Raw genomic sequence first — 15,987 nt, 5'->3', positions numbered from 1 at the left:
TAAAATTTATGTAATATTTTATACAGTACTATAAATACAAAATCAGGTAAAGTATTTAACTTTATTAATATTAATCCAATATAACTTTTATACTAGGTTACATTTCCCGACTTTCTATTTTCAAGAAAAAAAGCATTCAGTATGACATGAATGCTTTTAAAAAAGAGTTCTATTCCAGTCATTTTGTCTCATGAGACGAAAGCTGTTCGGGTCCTTTTGTTTATTTTTATGTTCTCGGTGAGATGAGCGGATATAACACACCGTCCTTCGCAAACGACATCTTGCCTGTTTCCTCAGAAACAACCAGCACAAGCGCATCTGTATATCCAGACATCCCCAAAGCCGCCCGGTGCCTGGTTCCCAGATGAATATCCACTTCTTGTGTCGTCAGCGGGAGAACGTTTCCGGCTGAGACGAGTGTATGATCCCTCACTAATAAAGCGCCGTCATGAAGAGGGTTTCCCGGGAAAAAGATGCTTTCAATTAATGAAGCACTGATTTCTGCATGCAGCGATGTTCCTTTTTGAATAAATTCGTCAACCGGGTCTGCCCTTTCAATGACAATTAACGCGCCATGCTTATTTTCCGATAAATTTTTAATCGCCTTGGCCAGTTCCACAAATGACGGTGTAAATTGTTCAATGTATGATTGCAAATAAAAGGATGAGGCAATGCCGTGCATATTCTCAAAAATACGTCCCAAGTCATCCAATTCACAAAGGAGGCATTGATCTTTTTCGTGTAACGTTTTCAAAATAAGAGAAGCATCCCCTAATATCTGTTCTAAATGCGATTGTATCTTTGCCGTGAATACACTTTCTGTCATCTGTTCGTAATGCATGGGCCTTCATCTCCTTTTCATATTTTCAACTTTGCACGCATGCTTATCTTATTGATGTACATTCTATTGGTAAAGGAGGTATGTAAAGAATGGAAATGGAAAGAATCATTCAATATATCTGCACCTTTTTAGGCGTTATTTCGCTTTCTTTTATTTATGCCCAAATGTTTAGAAAAACGAAACCGTCAAAAAAAGAATAGGCCAGGCGTTCATTGCTTTTTATACATAAAATGTTATAATTTCTCTCGTTATGATAAAGAAACGGGGATCAATGTATGAAAGAAACCAAAAACGCCGGACAAAAGATAAAACAGCTTTTGCACATTTTAATTCCGATTTTAATCACTCAGGCGGGGCTTTCTCTCATGACCTTTTTAGATACGGTGATGTCAGGGAAAGTCAGCGCCGCCGATTTAGCCGGTGTGGCCATTGGATCAAGTCTTTGGACGCCTGTCTATACTGGACTGGCAGGTATATTAATGGCTGTCACCCCGATTGTCGCACAGCTATTAGGTGCTGATAAAACCAAACAAATTCCCTTTACTGTCTTACAGGCTGTATATGTGGCCGCGCTTCTAAGCATCGCCGTTTTAGCGGTTGGATATGGAATAGTTGATCCTGTTCTGTCCCGATTGAACCTTGAGGCTCACGTATATGACATTGCTAAGCACTTTTTAGGGTTTTTATCTTTGGGGATTTTTCCTTTATTTGTTTACACCGTTTTGAGATCGTTCATTGACTCATTAGGAAAAACACGAGTGACCATGATGATTACACTATGTTCACTGCCGATTAATTTTGTGTTAAACTACGTATTTATTTTCGGAAAATTCGGCATGCCTGCCCTTGGCGGAGTCGGCGCCGGAATTGCATCAGCGCTTACATATTGGTGCATCTGTATCATCAGTTTTATCATCATTCACAAAGCAGCGCCGTTTTCTGAATATGGCATTTTCCTTACCATGTATAAGTTCTCTTGGGAAGCGTGCAAAAATATGCTGAAAATCGGACTGCCCATCGGGTTTGCCGTGTTTTTTGAAACGAGCATCTTCGCGGCTGTCACTTTGCTGATGAGCCATTTCAATACAGTAACCATCGCGTCCCATCAGGCCGCCATGAACTTTGCGTCACTTTTATATATGCTGCCGCTCAGCGTGTCCATGGCTTTAACGATAGTTGTCGGGTTTGAGGCCGGAGCAGCTCGTTTTAAAGACGCTCGCTCTTACAGCTTTATCGGCATCATGATGGCAGTAGGCTTTTCTTTGTTAACAGCTGCCTGTATCCTTTTATTCAGAGAGCAAATCGCAGGTATGTACACCTCTGATCAGGATGTCCTCCGGCTAACGCAGCACTTTTTAATTTACGCGCTGTTTTTTCAGCTTTCCGATGCTGTGGCAGCACCTATTCAGGGCGCCCTCAGAGGATATAAAGATGTCAATTATACACTTGCAGCCGCTTTTATTTCTTATTGGGTTATCGGCCTTCCTGTCGGTTATGCGGTCGGCACGTTTACAGAACTTGGCGCGTTCGGTTATTGGATCGGGTTAATTGCAGGGCTAGCGGCAGGAGCAGTCGGGCTGTTTTTCAGGCTGGTTAAACTGCAGAAGCGTTATTTATTGAAGCAGGAATTTTAAAAGAGGTGATATGACATGGCACAAAATCAGAAATTATATGAGTATCTGTCTCAGCATGCAGAAGAAATAAGTTCTACATGGTATGAAACAATCGAGGAAACTGATCCGAATTCAATCTATGCATCAACAGACCCGGCCGTCATTAAAAATTTAAAGAGCCAGAATCTTGCTTTCAATTATAAGATCAGCCGTATCTTTATAGATGAAGAAGAGGTTTACTTGCCCATTCTAAAAGCCTGGGCATTTGAAGTCACCCAGGATCAAGAGCATTTAAAAACGCCTATCCACTATATTATCCGTGAGTTTGTCAGAGTGAGAGACTTGTATATTTCCTATGTGAAGGACTTTGTTCATATCAATCAGGATACCGTGAAAAGCGAAGAAGCCGAGGATTTGTATCACACCCTTATTAAGGCGTTTGATCTTGTGATTCATATTTTTATAGAAGAAATGTACAAAAACACAAGCCTTCAGCTTCAAGCCCAAAAGGATATGATCACTGAATTGAGCGCCCCGGTAATCGTGCTGTTCCACAGTGTGGGACTGCTTCCGTTAATCGGTGATATTGATACCGTCCGCGCTAAATTGATCATGGAAAATACATTGAATCAATGTGCGAAAAAAAAGGTGACGCAGCTTTACATTGACTTGTCCGGAGTAGCGGTAATTGATACCATGGTTGCCCACCAGCTGTTCAGTCTGATTGAGGCGCTGCGTTTGATCGGCGTTTCATCCACATTGTCGGGGATCCGCCCGGAAATTGCGCAAACCGCGGTTCAGCTCGGTTTGTCTTTTGAGGACATCTCACTGAGATCTACTCTTGCATCAGCGATTGCATCTGACTTGAAATTAAAAAAGGTATAAGGTCCCCTCAAGGGCCTTATACCTTTTTTTAATCATTCCATTGATATGTCCAATACACTTCTTCTTCAAACCATGTTGCCATAACAGGTTCATTGTTTTTCAGTTTTTCCTCAAGCTCTCGGAGCATACCTTCCGTCTGGGTGCGATGAGCTCTTAACGCGTTCATTTTAATATCTGCCACTTCTTTGATATCAAGTACGACGTCTGCTTCGCCAAGCACCTCTTCCCTATTGCGTGTAATAGCCATGCATAGTGTGCGCGGACGGTCTTCTTTCTTTTTGCGGTACAATGCCCGGATGACCGCTTCCCCGCATGCATCATGGTCAGGGTGCACGCCATGTCCCGGATAAAATGTGACAATTAAGCTTGGTTTTACATCATCTATGATTTCTTCCATGATATCAGCTAAATATTCATCGTCTTCAAACTCAAGCGTTTTATCACGAAGTCCGAGCATTCGCAGATCATTGATATCCATTTCTTTGCAGGCGTTGATAAGCTCTTGTTTTCTTAATAATGGCAAGGTTTCCCGATTGGCAAAAAATGGATCTCCCATATTTCTGCCCATTTCGCCTAACGTAGCGCAAGCATATGTAACGGGCACATCTTTTTTTCTGTTTAAAGCAATCAGACCCGCCACACCGTATGATTCGTCATCAGGGTGAGGCAGGATTACAAGCACGTGTTCTTTCATTATTTTTTCACCCTTTTCTTTAAACTGTGAACGGTTTTTCACTGATTTGAAGTGAAATAGCCAGTTTCCCGCCCGGCAAGTGTCCTGCCATTAATAAGCGGTTTTCTTCATCCACTGTGTACTCAGTCAGGCCTTCAGCATAAATCCAGCCCTCTTCTGTTTTTAAGCCGACCCGGTAAGGCCCGCTCCCTTTGATTTTAGCTTGATGATAGGTTACCTTCGCATTGCGTATATAAGCAACAACCGTCATGTTTTTTTCATTTAAATGTGCCGAGTAAGAACCGGTTGTGGTTTCTAAATGGATATATACAGGGCGGTCCGCATATCGTTCTAAAGATGCTTGCACATCTTCTTTTATGATTGCTTTCATAATTGCTCCCCTCTTTCTTCTTTTAAATACTGTACGCGTTCTGTATGTAATTTGACCAGTTGATATTTGACAGCCGGTTCCAGCTGAGAATTCACAATGCGCTGTATAGCGGCATAATATTTTTCCAGCATAGGTTTACGGAGTCTCGGATGTGTTCTCTTATCCAAGAGCTCAAGATCAATTGCCTCTGTAACCGCTTCTGCATCTTCGTTTGAGAAAGAGCGGCTGTTCCATAGCGAGACGTATGCTTTTACTATTTCTATATCATTGTCCATCGTCCTGCTCCTTTATGTCTTACATACATGAAATGATTATACATAATATATACTCAAACTGAAAAGCCAAAGGCTCAATGGCTTTTTGATGCCCGTTTCCATTTCACTTGTGAAAACGTAAACAAGACTAATGCAGCCCATATACAGGCAAAGGTAAATGCCTTCGAGCTTGAAAATGGCTCATGGTAAATGAACAGCCCGATCAGCAAGGTGATGGTCGGTGCAATATATTGTAATATACCGACTTGATACAGCGGCAGCCGCTTCGCCCCTTCAGCAAACAATAAGAGCGGCAGCGCGGTAAACACACCGGCAAAAAAGAGAAGCACCCATGCCCCGCCGCTTTCTGCACCCGCAGGCTGAATATGGCCGCTAAGCAGCAAATACCCCAATGCAATCGGCATAATCATGAATGTCTCCAGCGTTAAACCGATAGCGCTTGAAAGACTTGTTCTTTTTTTGGTAAATCCGTATAAGCCAAAGCTGAATGCAAGCAGCAGCGCGATGTACGGAATGGAGCCGTATTGAAACGCAGAAATAATAACGCCGGCTGCCGCAATAGAAACTGCAACCAATTGAAGGCGATTCAGCTTTTCCTTTAAAAACAAAATGCCGAGAAGAACTGACACAAGCGGATTGATGTAGTAGCCAAGACTTGCTTCTAGCAGAAATCCATGATTGACAGCCCATATGTATACAAACCAGTTAACCGAAATGAGAATTGAAGCGAGAAATAAAGATAGTATGCCTCCGTTCTTTTTTAAAGACCGCAGCTCATGCCACCCCGTTTTCCATTGACGCAAGAAAAAAAGCACGATACACATAAAAACAAAAGACCAAATGATACGGTGAGCTAAAATATCAAGTGCCGGGAGCTGTTCAAGAAGCTTCCAATAGAGCGGAAACAGCCCCCACATCGTAAAGGAAACGGCTGTGTAAAGAACACCTTTTTTTGTTTCTGAATGATGCATATTTTGTCCCTGCCTTTCTTTAGAGCATCTTATATTATATCACGTGAAAGATCGAGCAGGCATATACTATTTTGTCCGTGAAGAAAGGTGTGACGAAGATGTTTGAGTGGAACAAGTACTTTCCTTTCCAAAATCAATTTTCCAAGGAAGCATTAAAAAAGGCCGATCCAAAAGAGGTTGAGCATTATGTAAACAGTGTAATGGAAAGTGTGTTCGGAAGTGATTACGCGGCTCAATTTCCATTTCGCGATCCTCTCCCGACTAAAGAAAAAACAAAGCGCACCGAACCTGATATAGATATATTCGAAACAGCAGACCATGTGTTTGTAAAGGTTTCAGTAAGCGAAAGCCAGCTGGAACAGCTCAAAATTAAACATACATCACATACATTACTGATTGAACATTTCCCGGGTTTGACTCATCCTAAAAAAGTAAATCTTCCCTGTCTTGTCAAACGGAAAGGAACGAAAGCCGTATATAAAGACGGCCATCTGGAAGTCATGTTTCATAAACAGCAGGACTACAATATGTCCGAGGTAGAAATTATGCGATAAAAAACGGCCTGCTTCTGTGCAGGCCGTTTTTGCTAATAGAAACCGGGATAACCTCCGCCATACGGTCCCCCGGGGCCGTATGGCGCACCTCCGTAACCGTAAGGAACAGGCGGATACGCATAGGGACGCGGATAATTAAAAAGAGCACTCCCAAGAAAACCGCCTAATAAACCGCCGACTAAAGGAGCGCCAAACAAAAAAGGGTTTCGTTCCGGGTATCCGGCCGGACCTGGGTTCCCGCGATAATATGAGTGTTGAGGGTACATGATTATTTCCTCCTTTATGTCTGCCTATATATAAGATATTCATCCAGGAAGAAAAACGATTGGGCTATTGTTAAATTGGATTTTTACTGATAAAGCATTATTACAAAAATAATCCGGCCAATAAAACACAGCCCAGTCCTGTACCGAGAGGACCGTTGTGAGCAGCGTCCATGTTTGAAACGTTTCCTTCATGCTCACGCCGTCAGAAATAACAAAATAAAAACCCCGGCAACAGTGATAAAAATCGGCATGGCTAACCTCTATTTTTTCATGTTGTTTTTGACAATATCTCCGGATGTTATTAGAAAACGCTTTCATTTAAACGAAATAGGATCTTCGTGGTGATATAATTGTCATCTTTTGATCAACTATTATTTTCATACTAACCTCCTAATCAATTACTGCCAGTAATATTTATGATTTCATAGGCTGTCAGATAACAATGTAGTTATATATTGATCAATTATTGGTTATATGTTATGTTTTTATCTATCAATTGGCTTCAGATAACAAAACAATGTGATAACATGCTGATAAAATCAGTGTCACAAAAGGAGGAATTCAAATGCCATTATTACGTTTCGATCTGATAGAAGGCCGTGATCAAAAAGCATTACAATCGCTATTAGACACTGCTCATCAAGCAATGGTAGAAGCGTTTGGCGTGCCGGAGAGTGACCGATATCAAATTGTGCACCAGCATCCCGCGAATGAGCTCGTGATTCACGATACCGGATTAGGATTTCATAGAAGCAAGGATTTGATCGTGATCAGCATTACAAGTAAAACAAGAACAAAGAGCCAAAAAGAGAAATTATATGCCTTGCTGGCTGAAAAACTAGAAGCAGAATGCGGTATTTCCCCGGAAGACCTAATGGTTTCCATTACGGAAAACGGTGATGCTGATTGGAGTTTCGGGCTCGGCGAGGCACAATTTTTGAATGGTAAGTTATAAGATGGTGAAACTTCTTCATCTGCTTTACACTTAGCAAATGGCCAGTCAATGAAATAATAAAAGAGAGATCCTTATTCAAGACCTCTCTTTTTTATTTCTTTTTCAAAAAAGCAGAAATAACCAGAATGAAAACAGCCAGCAAAACGAAATATAACGGTGTGATCCAGATTTGGTGGATAGAATCAGGGTCTCCCTTTTTATAACCAGTTTCGATGCCTATGTAATTCCAATGAAAGCTGACAGGGTTTTGATCGTATATATAAAATTCAGGCAGATAGAGTTCCGGTTTGCTGATTTGAACAACAAGATAAATGATGATTCCCATTAACAACAGGATAGCTGTTAGTAACTTTTTCACGGAAGGACCCTTTCCTATTTTTGTATGTTGACATCATCCTAACATCTCTTTTTATATATGTAAAATAAAAGCTGATTCATAACATGGCTCCTAAAATAAAAAGTCATGTAAACGGTATGACCCACTTACATGACTTTCTCACTGAAACAAACCCTTTCTGCGGATGCTCTGTTTCTTTCCATTATTTCTCTTCTTCGCACACTGTAACACCAGGCTCACAAAATTGATCGGCCCACGCTTGCATTTCTTGAAATACGGCTTGCAGCGCGGTTCCTTTTTCAGTCAGCGTATAGATCACTTTTACCGGTGTCTCGGGAAGAACCCGGCGTTCAACAATTTCGTTTTGCTCTAGCTCTTTAAGGCGCTCTGCCAGCATTTTTTGGCTGATCATCGGTATGGTTTCCGTTATCTCTTTAAATCGTTTCGGCCCATCCATTAGTACATGGATGATCAGACCGTTCCATCGTTTTCCCAGCAATGAGAAAGCTGACTCCATTTTAGGGCACATTGTATTTCCCACTAGTCTTCATCCCTTCATCTATTGTTTGACAAGTATTCACTGATCCATTAAAATTATCTTTCAAGTTACATTTAGTAAGCTTCTAACTTTTCTATTATCATACCACGTTTACCCGAAGGAGGAAACATTATGACTGATACTCTGGACATTTTGCAAGCACGGGCATCTGTTAAGGAATATGATACGAATGCCCCGATCTCTAAAGAGGAACTGACTGATCTTTTGGAGCTCGCCACTAAAGCGCCTTCTGCATGGAATCTGCAGCACTGGCATTTTACAGTTTTCCACAGCGATGAATCAAAAGCGGCTCTTCTGCCTGTAGCATATAATCAAAAACAAATTGTTGAATCTTCTGCTGTCGTTGCCATTTTAGGCGATCTAAAAGCGAATGAAAACGGTGAAGACGTTTACGCTGAACTGGCAAACCAAGGTTTCATCACGGATGAAATCAAACAAACGCTTCTTGGCCAAATTAACGGTGCTTACCAAAGTGAACAGTTCGCACGCGATTCCGCTTTCTTAAATGCTTCATTGGCTGCTATGCAGCTTATGATTGCCGCAAAAGCGAAAGGTTATGACACCTGCGCAATCGGAGGATTTAATAAGGAGCAGTTCCAAAAGGAATTTGATATCAGCGAGCGCTATGTTCCGGTTATGCTTATTTCTATCGGGAAAGCAGTGAAACCTGCACACCAAAGCAACCGCTTGCCTCTATCAAAAGTATCAACTTGGCTGTAAATCTAAGAAAAACCTTAGTCCGGATAAACACGGACTAAGGTTTTTTTATTGAAACGTATCTTTGTACCATTGGCGAGCCTGTTCAGCTTCATGCTGTGTGAGCTGATGGCCCCCATCCTGCCAAAAAACTGAAGCAGATGCCCCGCTGTCAAGCAAACAGCGGTGAAGCTCTTCCGATTCTTCCTTTGTGCAAAGCGGATCATATTTTCCCGCCCCAATGAAAACAGGAAGCCCTGTCATATTGGGAAGCTCAAGCCCCCGTATCGGCACCATAGGATGATGCAGAATAGCCCCCTTTAAAACATCCGCATAATGAAAAAGCAGGCTCGCTGCGATATTTGCGCCGTTTGAGTAGCCGACTGCAATCACTCGGCTCCGGTCAAACTGATGCGTTTGTGCCGCCTCGTCGATAAAATCTTTCAATTCTTTTGTCCGCTCAACGAGATCCTTTTCATCAAATACACCTTCGCTGAGGCGTTTGAAAAAGCGCGGCATTCCATTTTCGAGCACTGATCCCCTGACGCCGAGCAAATGAGCATCCGGATCTATAAAACGGCCCAATGAAAGGAGATCATGCTCATTTCCTCCGGTTCCATGTAACAGCAGTAAGACGTTATCAGATGTCCCTTTTTCAAAAATATGCTTCATCATGTCCCCTCCTACAATTCAGGCAAAATATCTGTAATTTGTTTGCGGTGTTGCTCCAGCCATTCAGGCAGCTTTAAGGATGTCCCCAGCTCATCAAACGTTTCATCTGTCATAAAGCCTGGTTCATCTGTGGCAATTTCAAATAAAATGCCGCCTTTTTCCCTGAAATAAATTGATGTGAAATACTCCCTGTCCAGAATTTCTGATGAAGGGAGATGTTTTTCAGCAATAAGCGGCTGCCATTTAGCCTGCTCCTCACTCGTTGTCCGAAACGCTATATGATGAACTGTTCCATAACCTCCGACGCCTCTTTTTTCCGGCTGCAAATGAACGTCAATCACGTTTCCGACAGCCGCTGCGGATTTCAGTCTAACGATCTGATCTTCTTCCGCTACTTTGCTGTATCCGAAGCTTTCCTCTAACAATTGAATCGTTGCTTGCGGATCATAGGAGTACAGCAGCACGCCTCTCATTCCGGTGATGGCTTCATGTTCTGAAATACCGTCAGGTGTCCACTCGCTTTTTCCGCTTTCGCCGGCTTCCATGATTGCTAACGGAAGGTCTTCTGTATCATCAAAGATCAGAGCGTGTTCCCCGCATAGCATTTTCTCCTCTGCATTCAGTCCATTATTTTGAAGGCGTTCCTTCCAGAAAGCCAGAGAGCCTTTAGGGACTGAAAAGTAAATTCGGCCGGCTTGGCCTTTCCCTACCGTTCCCTGCCCGCTTCCTTGGAACGGGAAAAAGGTAATAATGGTCCCTGGATCTCCATTTTGATTCCCAAAGTAAAAATGATATGTTCCCGGGTCATCGAAATTCACTGTTTTTTTGACAAGCCGAAGCCCGAGCACTTCTGTATAAAATCGCAAATTTTCTTGCGGATCTCTGGCAAATGCTGTGACATGATGCAATCCTTCTGTTTTCATCTTTTCACTCCTAAATTATCTTGATTTCGAGATATTTATTATTTTAAACCTATAATGTGCAGGATGCAAACCATGTGACTTAATTAAATAATTGAAAAAATCATTTTTTTCTAATAATTATCTTGTGATCTTATCTTACAACTGCTATTATAGTGAGCATTATCATCTTTCAGGAGGAAAGTAAATGGTTAAAAAAGCACTTATTGTTATACTCATCATTTTACCATTCATTCAGCTTGCACTTTTGCCGTTTGTGAATCGAATCGAACCGATTATTTTCGGCCTTCCTTTTTTCCATTTTTGGCTGCTGCTGTGGATTATCATTACGCCGGTATGTTCGTTTGGCATTTACCTGGTGCAAAAAAAAGATGGAGGAATTGAATGATGCAAGGAAATCTCACTGCACTTATGATTACGGCTATTATCGTATTAACTGTTGTCTGTATCGGATTTCTCGCCGGGAGAGACAAATCATCGCGAACCTCGGTGGAAGAATGGTCTGTCGGCGGCAGACGTTTTGGAGGCCTTCTCGTTTGGTTTTTAGTTGGCGCTGACCTTTACACGGCATATACTTTCTTAGGCCTGACCAGTACGGCTTACACAGGCGGAAGTGTTGCGTTTTTTGCAATTCCTTACTCCGTATTGGCTTATTTTATCGCCTATTTCTTCCTGCCGAAACTTTGGAAAGTTGCGAAAATTCACAAATTAACAACTCTCGCTGATTATGCGCGGGAACGTTTTGACAGCAAGCTGTTGGCAAGTCTCGTTGCAATTGTCGGTGTCCTGATGCTTATCCCATATATCTGTCTTCAGCTTAGCGGAATTCAAGATACGCTTCAGGTGGCGGGAACCGGCTATATCAACGTAAAGTTTGTTGTCATCATCTCATTTATTCTAGTTGCTCTTTACACGTTTTTCAGCGGGATTAAAGGGCCTACTTTTACAGCCATTATTAAAGATATTTTAGTATGGGTGATTATGCTGTTTATGGTCGTTTCCCTCCCTCTTATTCATTTCAACGGCTGGACGCCGATGATTGATACATTGGTGAAGGAAGCGCCGCAAATGCTGACGATACCGACAGAGGGCCCAAAAGGCATCCCTTGGTTTATTACAGCATCTATTGTATCCGCCTTGGCACTTTTTATGTGGGCGCATGCCGCTACAGGTGTATTTACGGCGAAAAGTGCCGATGCAGTTAGAAAAAACAGCATGTTTTTGCCGCTTTATAACATCGTTTTAATCTTAGTTATTTTCCTTGGTTTTATCGCTTTTCTTGTGCTGCCGGAAGATACAAATCCAAGACTGGCGCTGCTGCATCTGATTCAGACGTCTTACGGCGGCGTGGCACAAGGTTTTGCATATGCCACTATCGCCCTAGCTTCATTGATCCCTTGTTCGATCATGGCTATCGGAGCATCGAATTTATTTGCCAATAACTTATACCGTGACTTGATCCATCCAAATGTGTCACAAAGCAAACTGACCCTTATTACACGTTCCATGGTGTTTGTCGTGATCGGTCTTGCTCTACTATTTGGAATGCTGTTCCCGACTGCCTTAGTAACACTTCAGCTTTTAGGCGTTTCCGGTATGGTGCAGATCTTCCCCGCGATTGCCGTCAGCTTATTCTGGAAGAACCAAACGAGAGAGGCGACAGTGATCGGATTATTAGCCGGCCTTGCGGTTACGTTTATTGTGTATATCACTCAATCTGCACACGGCATTTATGAAGGTTTCTGGGGATTGTCCGCCAATATCATCGCTGTAATCATTCTCAATCCGCTGTTTGTAAAAAGAGCAGGTTCAAATCCAGTCAAAGAAGGTTTATTTGGTAAAAAAACTGAACCGAATCCGAATCAGAAGGGTGCTTAAAAAAAAGCCATACGCGGTAGCCGCGTATGGCTTTTTTACATTTCTTTTTTCAGCGTTTCAATTGCTTTTTTCATTTGCGTATCATTATTTGACAGCTTTTGTTGAAGTTCTGTCATTAGTTTTGTTGTAGTATCGCCAGTCAGCACGCCTGTTTGTTTCAGATTCTCTTTTTTCTGGAACTGTTTGACGACTGATACAAAATCTTGATCATACGTACTGTTTACCTTCACCTGATAGCCAAGTGCTTTCAGCATTTGCTGAGCGACTTTGACTTCAGTGCCTGTATTACCTGATTTGTACGTTTTATCAGCGTCCAAATATGGGAGCTTCGCGTAATCAGGAAGTTCTGCTTTCACTTGCGGCTTGATGCCTTTTTTATGAATCCATTCACCGTCAGCAGTCAGCCATTTGGCCATTGTCAGTTTGACTGTTGAGCCATCCTCATACTCTTTTGCGGTTTGCACTGTGCCTTTTCCGAATGTGGTTTCTCCAATTAACGGAATGCCTGACGATTCATGAAGGGCAGCGGCCATGATTTCTGCAGCGCTCGCTGTTCCGTCATTTACTAAAACGACAGTCGGCTTTGTGACTTTTCGTTCTTTTTCCGCTTTCATGACTTCTTTTGAGCCGTTTTTGTACTCAACCTGCATAATATTTTTACCTTTATCAATAAACAGATTGCTCATTGTAATCGCCTGGTCCATTAAGCCGCCCGGATTGCCCCTCAAGTCTAAAATATAGCCTTTGGCACCTTTTTTCTCTAAACTGTCGATCGCATTTGTCAGCTCTTTAGCAGTTGTTTCAGAGAAAGAAGTGATTTGGATCTCACCGATATTATTGTCTTTCACCTCAGAATAGACGGTCTCAACAGGAATCGTATCGCGCTTAATGGAAAGATCAATCTCTCCCACTCCCGCTCTGTTCAGCTCAAGCTTCACTTTAGTGCCCTTTTTGCCGCGGATTAAAGCGACGGCTTCATTTACATTCATGCCTTTTACGCTTTTCCCGTTTACTTTCAGGATTTGATCCTTCGGTTTGATTCCGGCTTTTTCAGCAGGTGAACCTTTGATTGGCGCAACAATAAGGATTTCACCGTCTTTTTCCTCTACTTGCGCTCCTATTCCTTCAAAGGATGCAGAAATGCTTTCTTCGAATGATTTTCCTTCCTCTTGATCCATATAGGTAGAGTAAGGATCGTCCAGAGACTCAATCATTCCTTTAATTGCTCCGTCTACTAATTTGTCATCGTTTGTTTCCTTGTAATAATCACTTTTGATTTGCTCATACGCTTTATTTAATTTATCGAACTTACTGTCTCCTGTGCTTGTTGATTTCTGGCCCAGAATGCTTGAATTGCCCGTAATAAATAAAGTCAGCGCCGAAGCGACAACCGCAGTGATCAGCACAACAAAAAACAGTTTCAATTGCCGTTTCAATTAAACACCACCTTTTCTTCTTACATTATTATCATGGACGATTTCCTATTCGTCAACTCGGAGCAGAAAATATAGAGATCCGCCCTTCTTTATCGTTTCATAAACCTATGTCTTTTCACGACATATAATAACGAAAAAGGAGGATACCATTTTGAGCCGATATTTAGAAATGCTGTCCTTATTCGGTGTCTCAGGTGCACATCCAGGCGGGCTTGCTTTTTCAAAAGCCGTATTGCAAAAAGCGGCACCTCCGCCTGATCAGCCGATTCTTGATGCCGGATGCGGGACGGGGCAAACTGCGGCTTATTTAGGACATTTGCTTTATCCTGTCACAGTCGTTGATAAAGACCCTGTCATGCTTGAGAAGGCGAAAAAAAGATTTGCAAATGAAGGGCTGGCCATCCCTGCATATCTTGGAGAGCTGGAACATCTTCCGTTTTCTTCGGCGTCCTTTTCCTGCGTCCTGTCCGAATCCGTCCTCAGTTTTTCCCATCTGACATCCTCCCTTCAAGAAATTAATAGAGTATTGAAGCCGGGTGGAATGCTGATCGGTATTGAAGCGGCGCTTAAACAGCCGATGCCTCCGCGCGAAAAGAAGCAAATGATGGACTTTTACGGTTTTACAAAGCTTTATGACGAATCGGAGTGGATAGACTCGATTCGTTCCCATGGATTTCAGAAAACAGAAACGATCACCCTTTTGCCGGAAGATATGGAATTTGAACCGACGACAGAAATGGATGTATCGCAAGCAATCGCTCCTATCTACTATGAAACGCTTCAGTCCCATTATGACCTCATGCAGGCATACAGCGAGTATATGGGTCATTGTATCTTTATCGCATACAAGTAAAACGGCGCTTCACCCCCTCTTTTCGTCCAACCTTTTTTGTTTATCTATCATAAGCTGATAGAAAGACGGATTAGGAGGGATTTATATTGGAAAAATACTATCATATCTGCCGCCAGCACCAAGGAAAAGTTGCTAGAATTACAGAAAGAAACGGCAGAGTCCATGTGGGCAGAATTACACGGGTAACCAACAGCAAGGTCTTTATTGCTCCAGTTACTTCAGGGGGCCCAAGAGGCGGATTTGGCTATGGATATTGGGGCGGCTACGGATATGGATATGGAGCCGCATACGGTATTGGCCTTGGGCTGATTACAGGTGTGGCGCTCGCCGGTTTATTCTTTTTTTAATGGAAAAACCCGCTTAACCAATGGTAAGCGGGTTTTTATTTTATATCTTCTTCACTTTTTCAAAGTATTCTTCTAATGTTAAGTCATTCTCATGAATAACCTTTGCAGCCTTTTTGCCTACATAACGCAAATGCCATGGTTCGTATTCGTACTTCGTGATGTCTTCTTTGTTTTTAGGGTAGCGAATGATAAAACCGTATTTATATGCATTGTTCTGCACCCATTTTCCGTCTTCGGTGCTGCCGAACGCCTCATTTAGCTCAAAACCGTTGCTTCGGCTGGAAATATCCATTGCTAAACCTGTTTGATGTTCGCTTTCACCCGGATATGCGACAGCTTCTCTTGCTTTCTTTTCCCCTTTTAAGCTTACTTCATTTTTAAAGATAACCTGCTGTCTGTCATACGAGCGGTATCCTGACACGGCTGCCAGCTCATAGCCATCCTTTTTCGCAGCATCAAACATCGTTTTTAATGCGTCTGCTGCTTCTTTTCTGATGTATCGCTTTTGTATTTTCTCTTTAAAAGAAAACTCGACATCAGGGATAACTAGATCGCTAGGTTCATAGTCTCCTGGCAGTGCGTATTGCTTATTGACAAGGGCGAGGATATTTTTCGGATTTTGAATGGTTTCCAGGCCATCCACTTTTTTAATGTTATTGAAAAACTTGCTTTCCAATAAGAACTCACTGTCCTGCGTATTTGTTTTTTTGCTGTCAGCTGTTTTTTCTTCTGTCTGTTTTGATTCTGCAGTGGTTTTCGTATCCTTTTGAGCATCCCCATTTGACATGCTGCAGCCGGCTCCGACAATTGCCGTCACACTCAGAGCGGCGGCCAGCGAGAACCATTTACCGGACTTTTTCATAAT

The 15,987-nt window shown here is 42.3% G+C and carries 21 protein-coding genes and 1 pseudogene; 9 read left to right on the top strand and 13 right to left on the bottom strand.

The window, feature by feature from the left end:
* Positions 1 to 226: 226 nt before the first annotated feature.
* Positions 227 to 841 (bottom strand): sporulation-specific diadenylate cyclase CdaS, encoded by a 615-nt coding sequence (gene cdaS, locus ACQVGS_RS11395; protein ID WP_103671810.1) that lies wholly within the window; start codon positions 839 to 841, stop codon positions 227 to 229.
* A gap of 275 nt (positions 842 to 1,116) precedes the next feature.
* Between cdaS and ACQVGS_RS11390 the strand changes: the two genes are divergently transcribed.
* Entirely contained in the window at positions 1,117 to 2,475 is a 1,359-nt protein-coding gene (locus ACQVGS_RS11390) for an MATE family efflux transporter (protein ID WP_095713110.1), read from the top strand.
* Between the two features lie 15 nt (positions 2,476 to 2,490).
* Complete coding sequence (gene rsbRC, locus ACQVGS_RS11385) at positions 2,491 to 3,339, top strand: RsbT co-antagonist RsbRC (protein WP_095713111.1); 849 nt, start codon at positions 2,491 to 2,493, stop codon at positions 3,337 to 3,339.
* Between the two features lie 28 nt (positions 3,340 to 3,367).
* Here rsbRC and bshB2 read toward each other — a convergent pair whose 3' ends face one another.
* The 4 genes from bshB2 to rarD all read right to left on the bottom strand — a co-directional run bounded on the left by bshB2 (position 3,368) and on the right by rarD (position 5,649).
* Positions 3,368 to 4,033, bottom strand: a complete 666-nt coding sequence (bshB2, locus tag ACQVGS_RS11380) for a bacillithiol biosynthesis deacetylase BshB2 (protein WP_024121739.1) — start codon at positions 4,031 to 4,033, stop codon at positions 3,368 to 3,370.
* A gap of 19 nt (positions 4,034 to 4,052) precedes the next feature.
* A complete protein-coding gene (locus ACQVGS_RS11375) occupies positions 4,053 to 4,403 on the bottom strand; it encodes a YojF family protein (protein ID WP_010334594.1) in 351 nt (116 codons plus the stop codon).
* A complete protein-coding gene (gene yoyC, locus ACQVGS_RS11370; RefSeq protein WP_106021292.1) occupies positions 4,400 to 4,678 on the bottom strand; it encodes a protein YoyC in 279 nt (92 codons plus the stop codon). Before yoyC ends, ACQVGS_RS11375 begins: the two co-directional genes overlap by 4 nt.
* 74 nt (positions 4,679 to 4,752) lie before the next feature.
* Positions 4,753 to 5,649 carry an EamA family transporter RarD gene (gene rarD / locus ACQVGS_RS11365; RefSeq protein ID WP_024121741.1) on the bottom strand — a complete coding sequence of 299 codons (897 nt, stop codon included), beginning with the start codon at positions 5,647 to 5,649 and terminating at the stop codon, positions 4,753 to 4,755.
* A 98-nt stretch (positions 5,650 to 5,747) separates the two neighbouring features.
* On the opposite strand from rarD, the gene ACQVGS_RS11360 reads away from it, so the two are divergent.
* Positions 5,748 to 6,203, top strand: coding sequence for an Hsp20/alpha crystallin family protein (locus ACQVGS_RS11360; RefSeq protein WP_024121742.1), 456 nt, complete (start codon positions 5,748 to 5,750; stop codon positions 6,201 to 6,203).
* A gap of 32 nt (positions 6,204 to 6,235) precedes the next feature.
* Here ACQVGS_RS11360 and ACQVGS_RS11355 read toward each other — a convergent pair whose 3' ends face one another.
* Positions 6,236 to 6,469, bottom strand: a complete 234-nt coding sequence (locus ACQVGS_RS11355; RefSeq protein ID WP_044155524.1) for a hypothetical protein — start codon at positions 6,467 to 6,469, stop codon at positions 6,236 to 6,238.
* 100 nt (positions 6,470 to 6,569) lie between these two features.
* A pseudogene (locus ACQVGS_RS11350) lies at positions 6,570 to 6,670 on the bottom strand (transporter); the annotation flags it as partial.
* A 364-nt stretch (positions 6,671 to 7,034) separates the two neighbouring features.
* On the opposite strand from ACQVGS_RS11350, the gene ACQVGS_RS11345 reads away from it, so the two are divergent.
* Complete coding sequence (locus tag ACQVGS_RS11345; protein WP_024121746.1) at positions 7,035 to 7,424, top strand: tautomerase family protein; 390 nt, start codon at positions 7,035 to 7,037, stop codon at positions 7,422 to 7,424.
* Positions 7,425 to 7,515: 91 nt separating this feature from the next.
* Here ACQVGS_RS11345 and ACQVGS_RS11340 read toward each other — a convergent pair whose 3' ends face one another.
* Together ACQVGS_RS11340 and yodB are read right to left on the bottom strand one after the other, a co-directional pair.
* On the bottom strand, positions 7,516 to 7,782 hold the full coding sequence (locus tag ACQVGS_RS11340; RefSeq protein WP_024121747.1) for a hypothetical protein: 267 nt from the start codon (positions 7,780 to 7,782) through the stop codon (positions 7,516 to 7,518).
* 181 nt (positions 7,783 to 7,963) lie between these two features.
* Complete coding sequence (yodB, locus tag ACQVGS_RS11335; RefSeq protein ID WP_024121748.1) at positions 7,964 to 8,302, bottom strand: transcriptional regulator YodB; 339 nt, start codon at positions 8,300 to 8,302, stop codon at positions 7,964 to 7,966.
* A 129-nt stretch (positions 8,303 to 8,431) separates the two neighbouring features.
* Here yodB and ACQVGS_RS11330 point away from each other — a divergent pair, with 129 nt between their 5' ends.
* Positions 8,432 to 9,040 carry a nitroreductase family protein gene (locus ACQVGS_RS11330; protein WP_024121749.1) on the top strand — a complete coding sequence of 203 codons (609 nt, stop codon included), beginning with the start codon at positions 8,432 to 8,434 and terminating at the stop codon, positions 9,038 to 9,040.
* A gap of 45 nt (positions 9,041 to 9,085) precedes the next feature.
* Here the strand turns inward: ACQVGS_RS11330 and ACQVGS_RS11325 are convergent, their stop codons facing one another.
* Positions 9,086 to 9,688, bottom strand: coding sequence for an alpha/beta hydrolase (locus ACQVGS_RS11325; RefSeq protein ID WP_101860547.1), 603 nt, complete (start codon positions 9,686 to 9,688; stop codon positions 9,086 to 9,088).
* An 11-nt stretch (positions 9,689 to 9,699) separates the two neighbouring features.
* Positions 9,700 to 10,611, bottom strand: a complete 912-nt coding sequence (locus ACQVGS_RS11320; protein WP_188323058.1) for a ring-cleaving dioxygenase — start codon at positions 10,609 to 10,611, stop codon at positions 9,700 to 9,702.
* A gap of 184 nt (positions 10,612 to 10,795) precedes the next feature.
* On the opposite strand from ACQVGS_RS11320, the gene ACQVGS_RS11315 reads away from it, so the two are divergent.
* Both ACQVGS_RS11315 and ACQVGS_RS11310 read left to right on the top strand, forming a co-directional pair.
* Positions 10,796 to 10,996, top strand: coding sequence for a DUF3311 domain-containing protein (locus tag ACQVGS_RS11315; protein ID WP_044155515.1), 201 nt, complete (start codon positions 10,796 to 10,798; stop codon positions 10,994 to 10,996).
* Positions 10,996 to 12,486 (top strand): sodium:solute symporter family protein, encoded by a 1,491-nt coding sequence (locus ACQVGS_RS11310; RefSeq protein ID WP_024121753.1) that lies wholly within the window; start codon positions 10,996 to 10,998, stop codon positions 12,484 to 12,486. The genes ACQVGS_RS11315 and ACQVGS_RS11310 overlap by 1 nt, the downstream gene beginning before the upstream one ends.
* Positions 12,487 to 12,521: 35 nt before the next feature.
* Here the strand turns inward: ACQVGS_RS11310 and ctpA are convergent, their stop codons facing one another.
* The gene (ctpA, locus tag ACQVGS_RS11305; protein WP_188323059.1) at positions 12,522 to 13,922 is read right to left on the bottom strand and encodes a carboxy-terminal processing protease CtpA; all 1,401 of its coding nucleotides are present in this window, start codon (positions 13,920 to 13,922) and stop codon (positions 12,522 to 12,524) included.
* A 151-nt stretch (positions 13,923 to 14,073) separates the two neighbouring features.
* Between ctpA and ACQVGS_RS11300 the strand changes: the two genes are divergently transcribed.
* Together ACQVGS_RS11300 and ACQVGS_RS11295 are read left to right on the top strand one after the other, a co-directional pair.
* A complete protein-coding gene (locus ACQVGS_RS11300) occupies positions 14,074 to 14,775 on the top strand; it encodes a class I SAM-dependent methyltransferase (protein ID WP_024121754.1) in 702 nt (233 codons plus the stop codon).
* 86 nt (positions 14,776 to 14,861) lie between these two features.
* Positions 14,862 to 15,122, top strand: a complete 261-nt coding sequence (locus ACQVGS_RS11295; protein WP_024121755.1) for a hypothetical protein — start codon at positions 14,862 to 14,864, stop codon at positions 15,120 to 15,122.
* A 40-nt stretch (positions 15,123 to 15,162) separates the two neighbouring features.
* Here the strand turns inward: ACQVGS_RS11295 and ACQVGS_RS11290 are convergent, their stop codons facing one another.
* Entirely contained in the window at positions 15,163 to 15,984 is an 822-nt protein-coding gene (locus tag ACQVGS_RS11290; protein ID WP_095713120.1) for a M15 family metallopeptidase, read from the bottom strand.
* Positions 15,985 to 15,987: the final 3 nt, after the last annotated feature.

The sequence above is a fragment of the Bacillus sp. SD127 genome (genome assembly GCF_058566445.1).
This window is presented reverse-complemented; position numbering and strand designations above follow the sequence as displayed.

Coding starts and splice junctions, on each gene's coding strand:
- cdaS (WP_103671810.1), bottom strand. CDS start 841: ATGCATTACGAACAGATGACAGAAAGTGTATTCACGGCAAAGATACAA.
- ACQVGS_RS11390 (WP_095713110.1), top strand. CDS start 1,117: ATGAAAGAAACCAAAAACGCCGGACAAAAGATAAAACAGCTTTTGCAC.
- rsbRC (WP_095713111.1), top strand. CDS start 2,491: ATGGCACAAAATCAGAAATTATATGAGTATCTGTCTCAGCATGCAGAA.
- bshB2 (WP_024121739.1), bottom strand. CDS start 4,033: ATGAAAGAACACGTGCTTGTAATCCTGCCTCACCCTGATGACGAATCA.
- ACQVGS_RS11375 (WP_010334594.1), bottom strand. CDS start 4,403: ATGAAAGCAATCATAAAAGAAGATGTGCAAGCATCTTTAGAACGATAT.
- yoyC (WP_106021292.1), bottom strand. CDS start 4,678: ATGGACAATGATATAGAAATAGTAAAAGCATACGTCTCGCTATGGAAC.
- rarD (WP_024121741.1), bottom strand. CDS start 5,649: ATGCATCATTCAGAAACAAAAAAAGGTGTTCTTTACACAGCCGTTTCC.
- ACQVGS_RS11360 (WP_024121742.1), top strand. CDS start 5,748: ATGTTTGAGTGGAACAAGTACTTTCCTTTCCAAAATCAATTTTCCAAG.
- ACQVGS_RS11355 (WP_044155524.1), bottom strand. CDS start 6,469: ATGTACCCTCAACACTCATATTATCGCGGGAACCCAGGTCCGGCCGGA.
- ACQVGS_RS11345 (WP_024121746.1), top strand. CDS start 7,035: ATGCCATTATTACGTTTCGATCTGATAGAAGGCCGTGATCAAAAAGCA.
- ACQVGS_RS11330 (WP_024121749.1), top strand. CDS start 8,432: ATGACTGATACTCTGGACATTTTGCAAGCACGGGCATCTGTTAAGGAA.
- ACQVGS_RS11325 (WP_101860547.1), bottom strand. CDS start 9,688: ATGAAGCATATTTTTGAAAAAGGGACATCTGATAACGTCTTACTGCTG.
- ACQVGS_RS11320 (WP_188323058.1), bottom strand. CDS start 10,611: ATGAAAACAGAAGGATTGCATCATGTCACAGCATTTGCCAGAGATCCG.
- ACQVGS_RS11315 (WP_044155515.1), top strand. CDS start 10,796: ATGGTTAAAAAAGCACTTATTGTTATACTCATCATTTTACCATTCATT.
- ACQVGS_RS11310 (WP_024121753.1), top strand. CDS start 10,996: ATGCAAGGAAATCTCACTGCACTTATGATTACGGCTATTATCGTATTA.
- ACQVGS_RS11290 (WP_095713120.1), bottom strand. CDS start 15,984: ATGAAAAAGTCCGGTAAATGGTTCTCGCTGGCCGCCGCTCTGAGTGTG.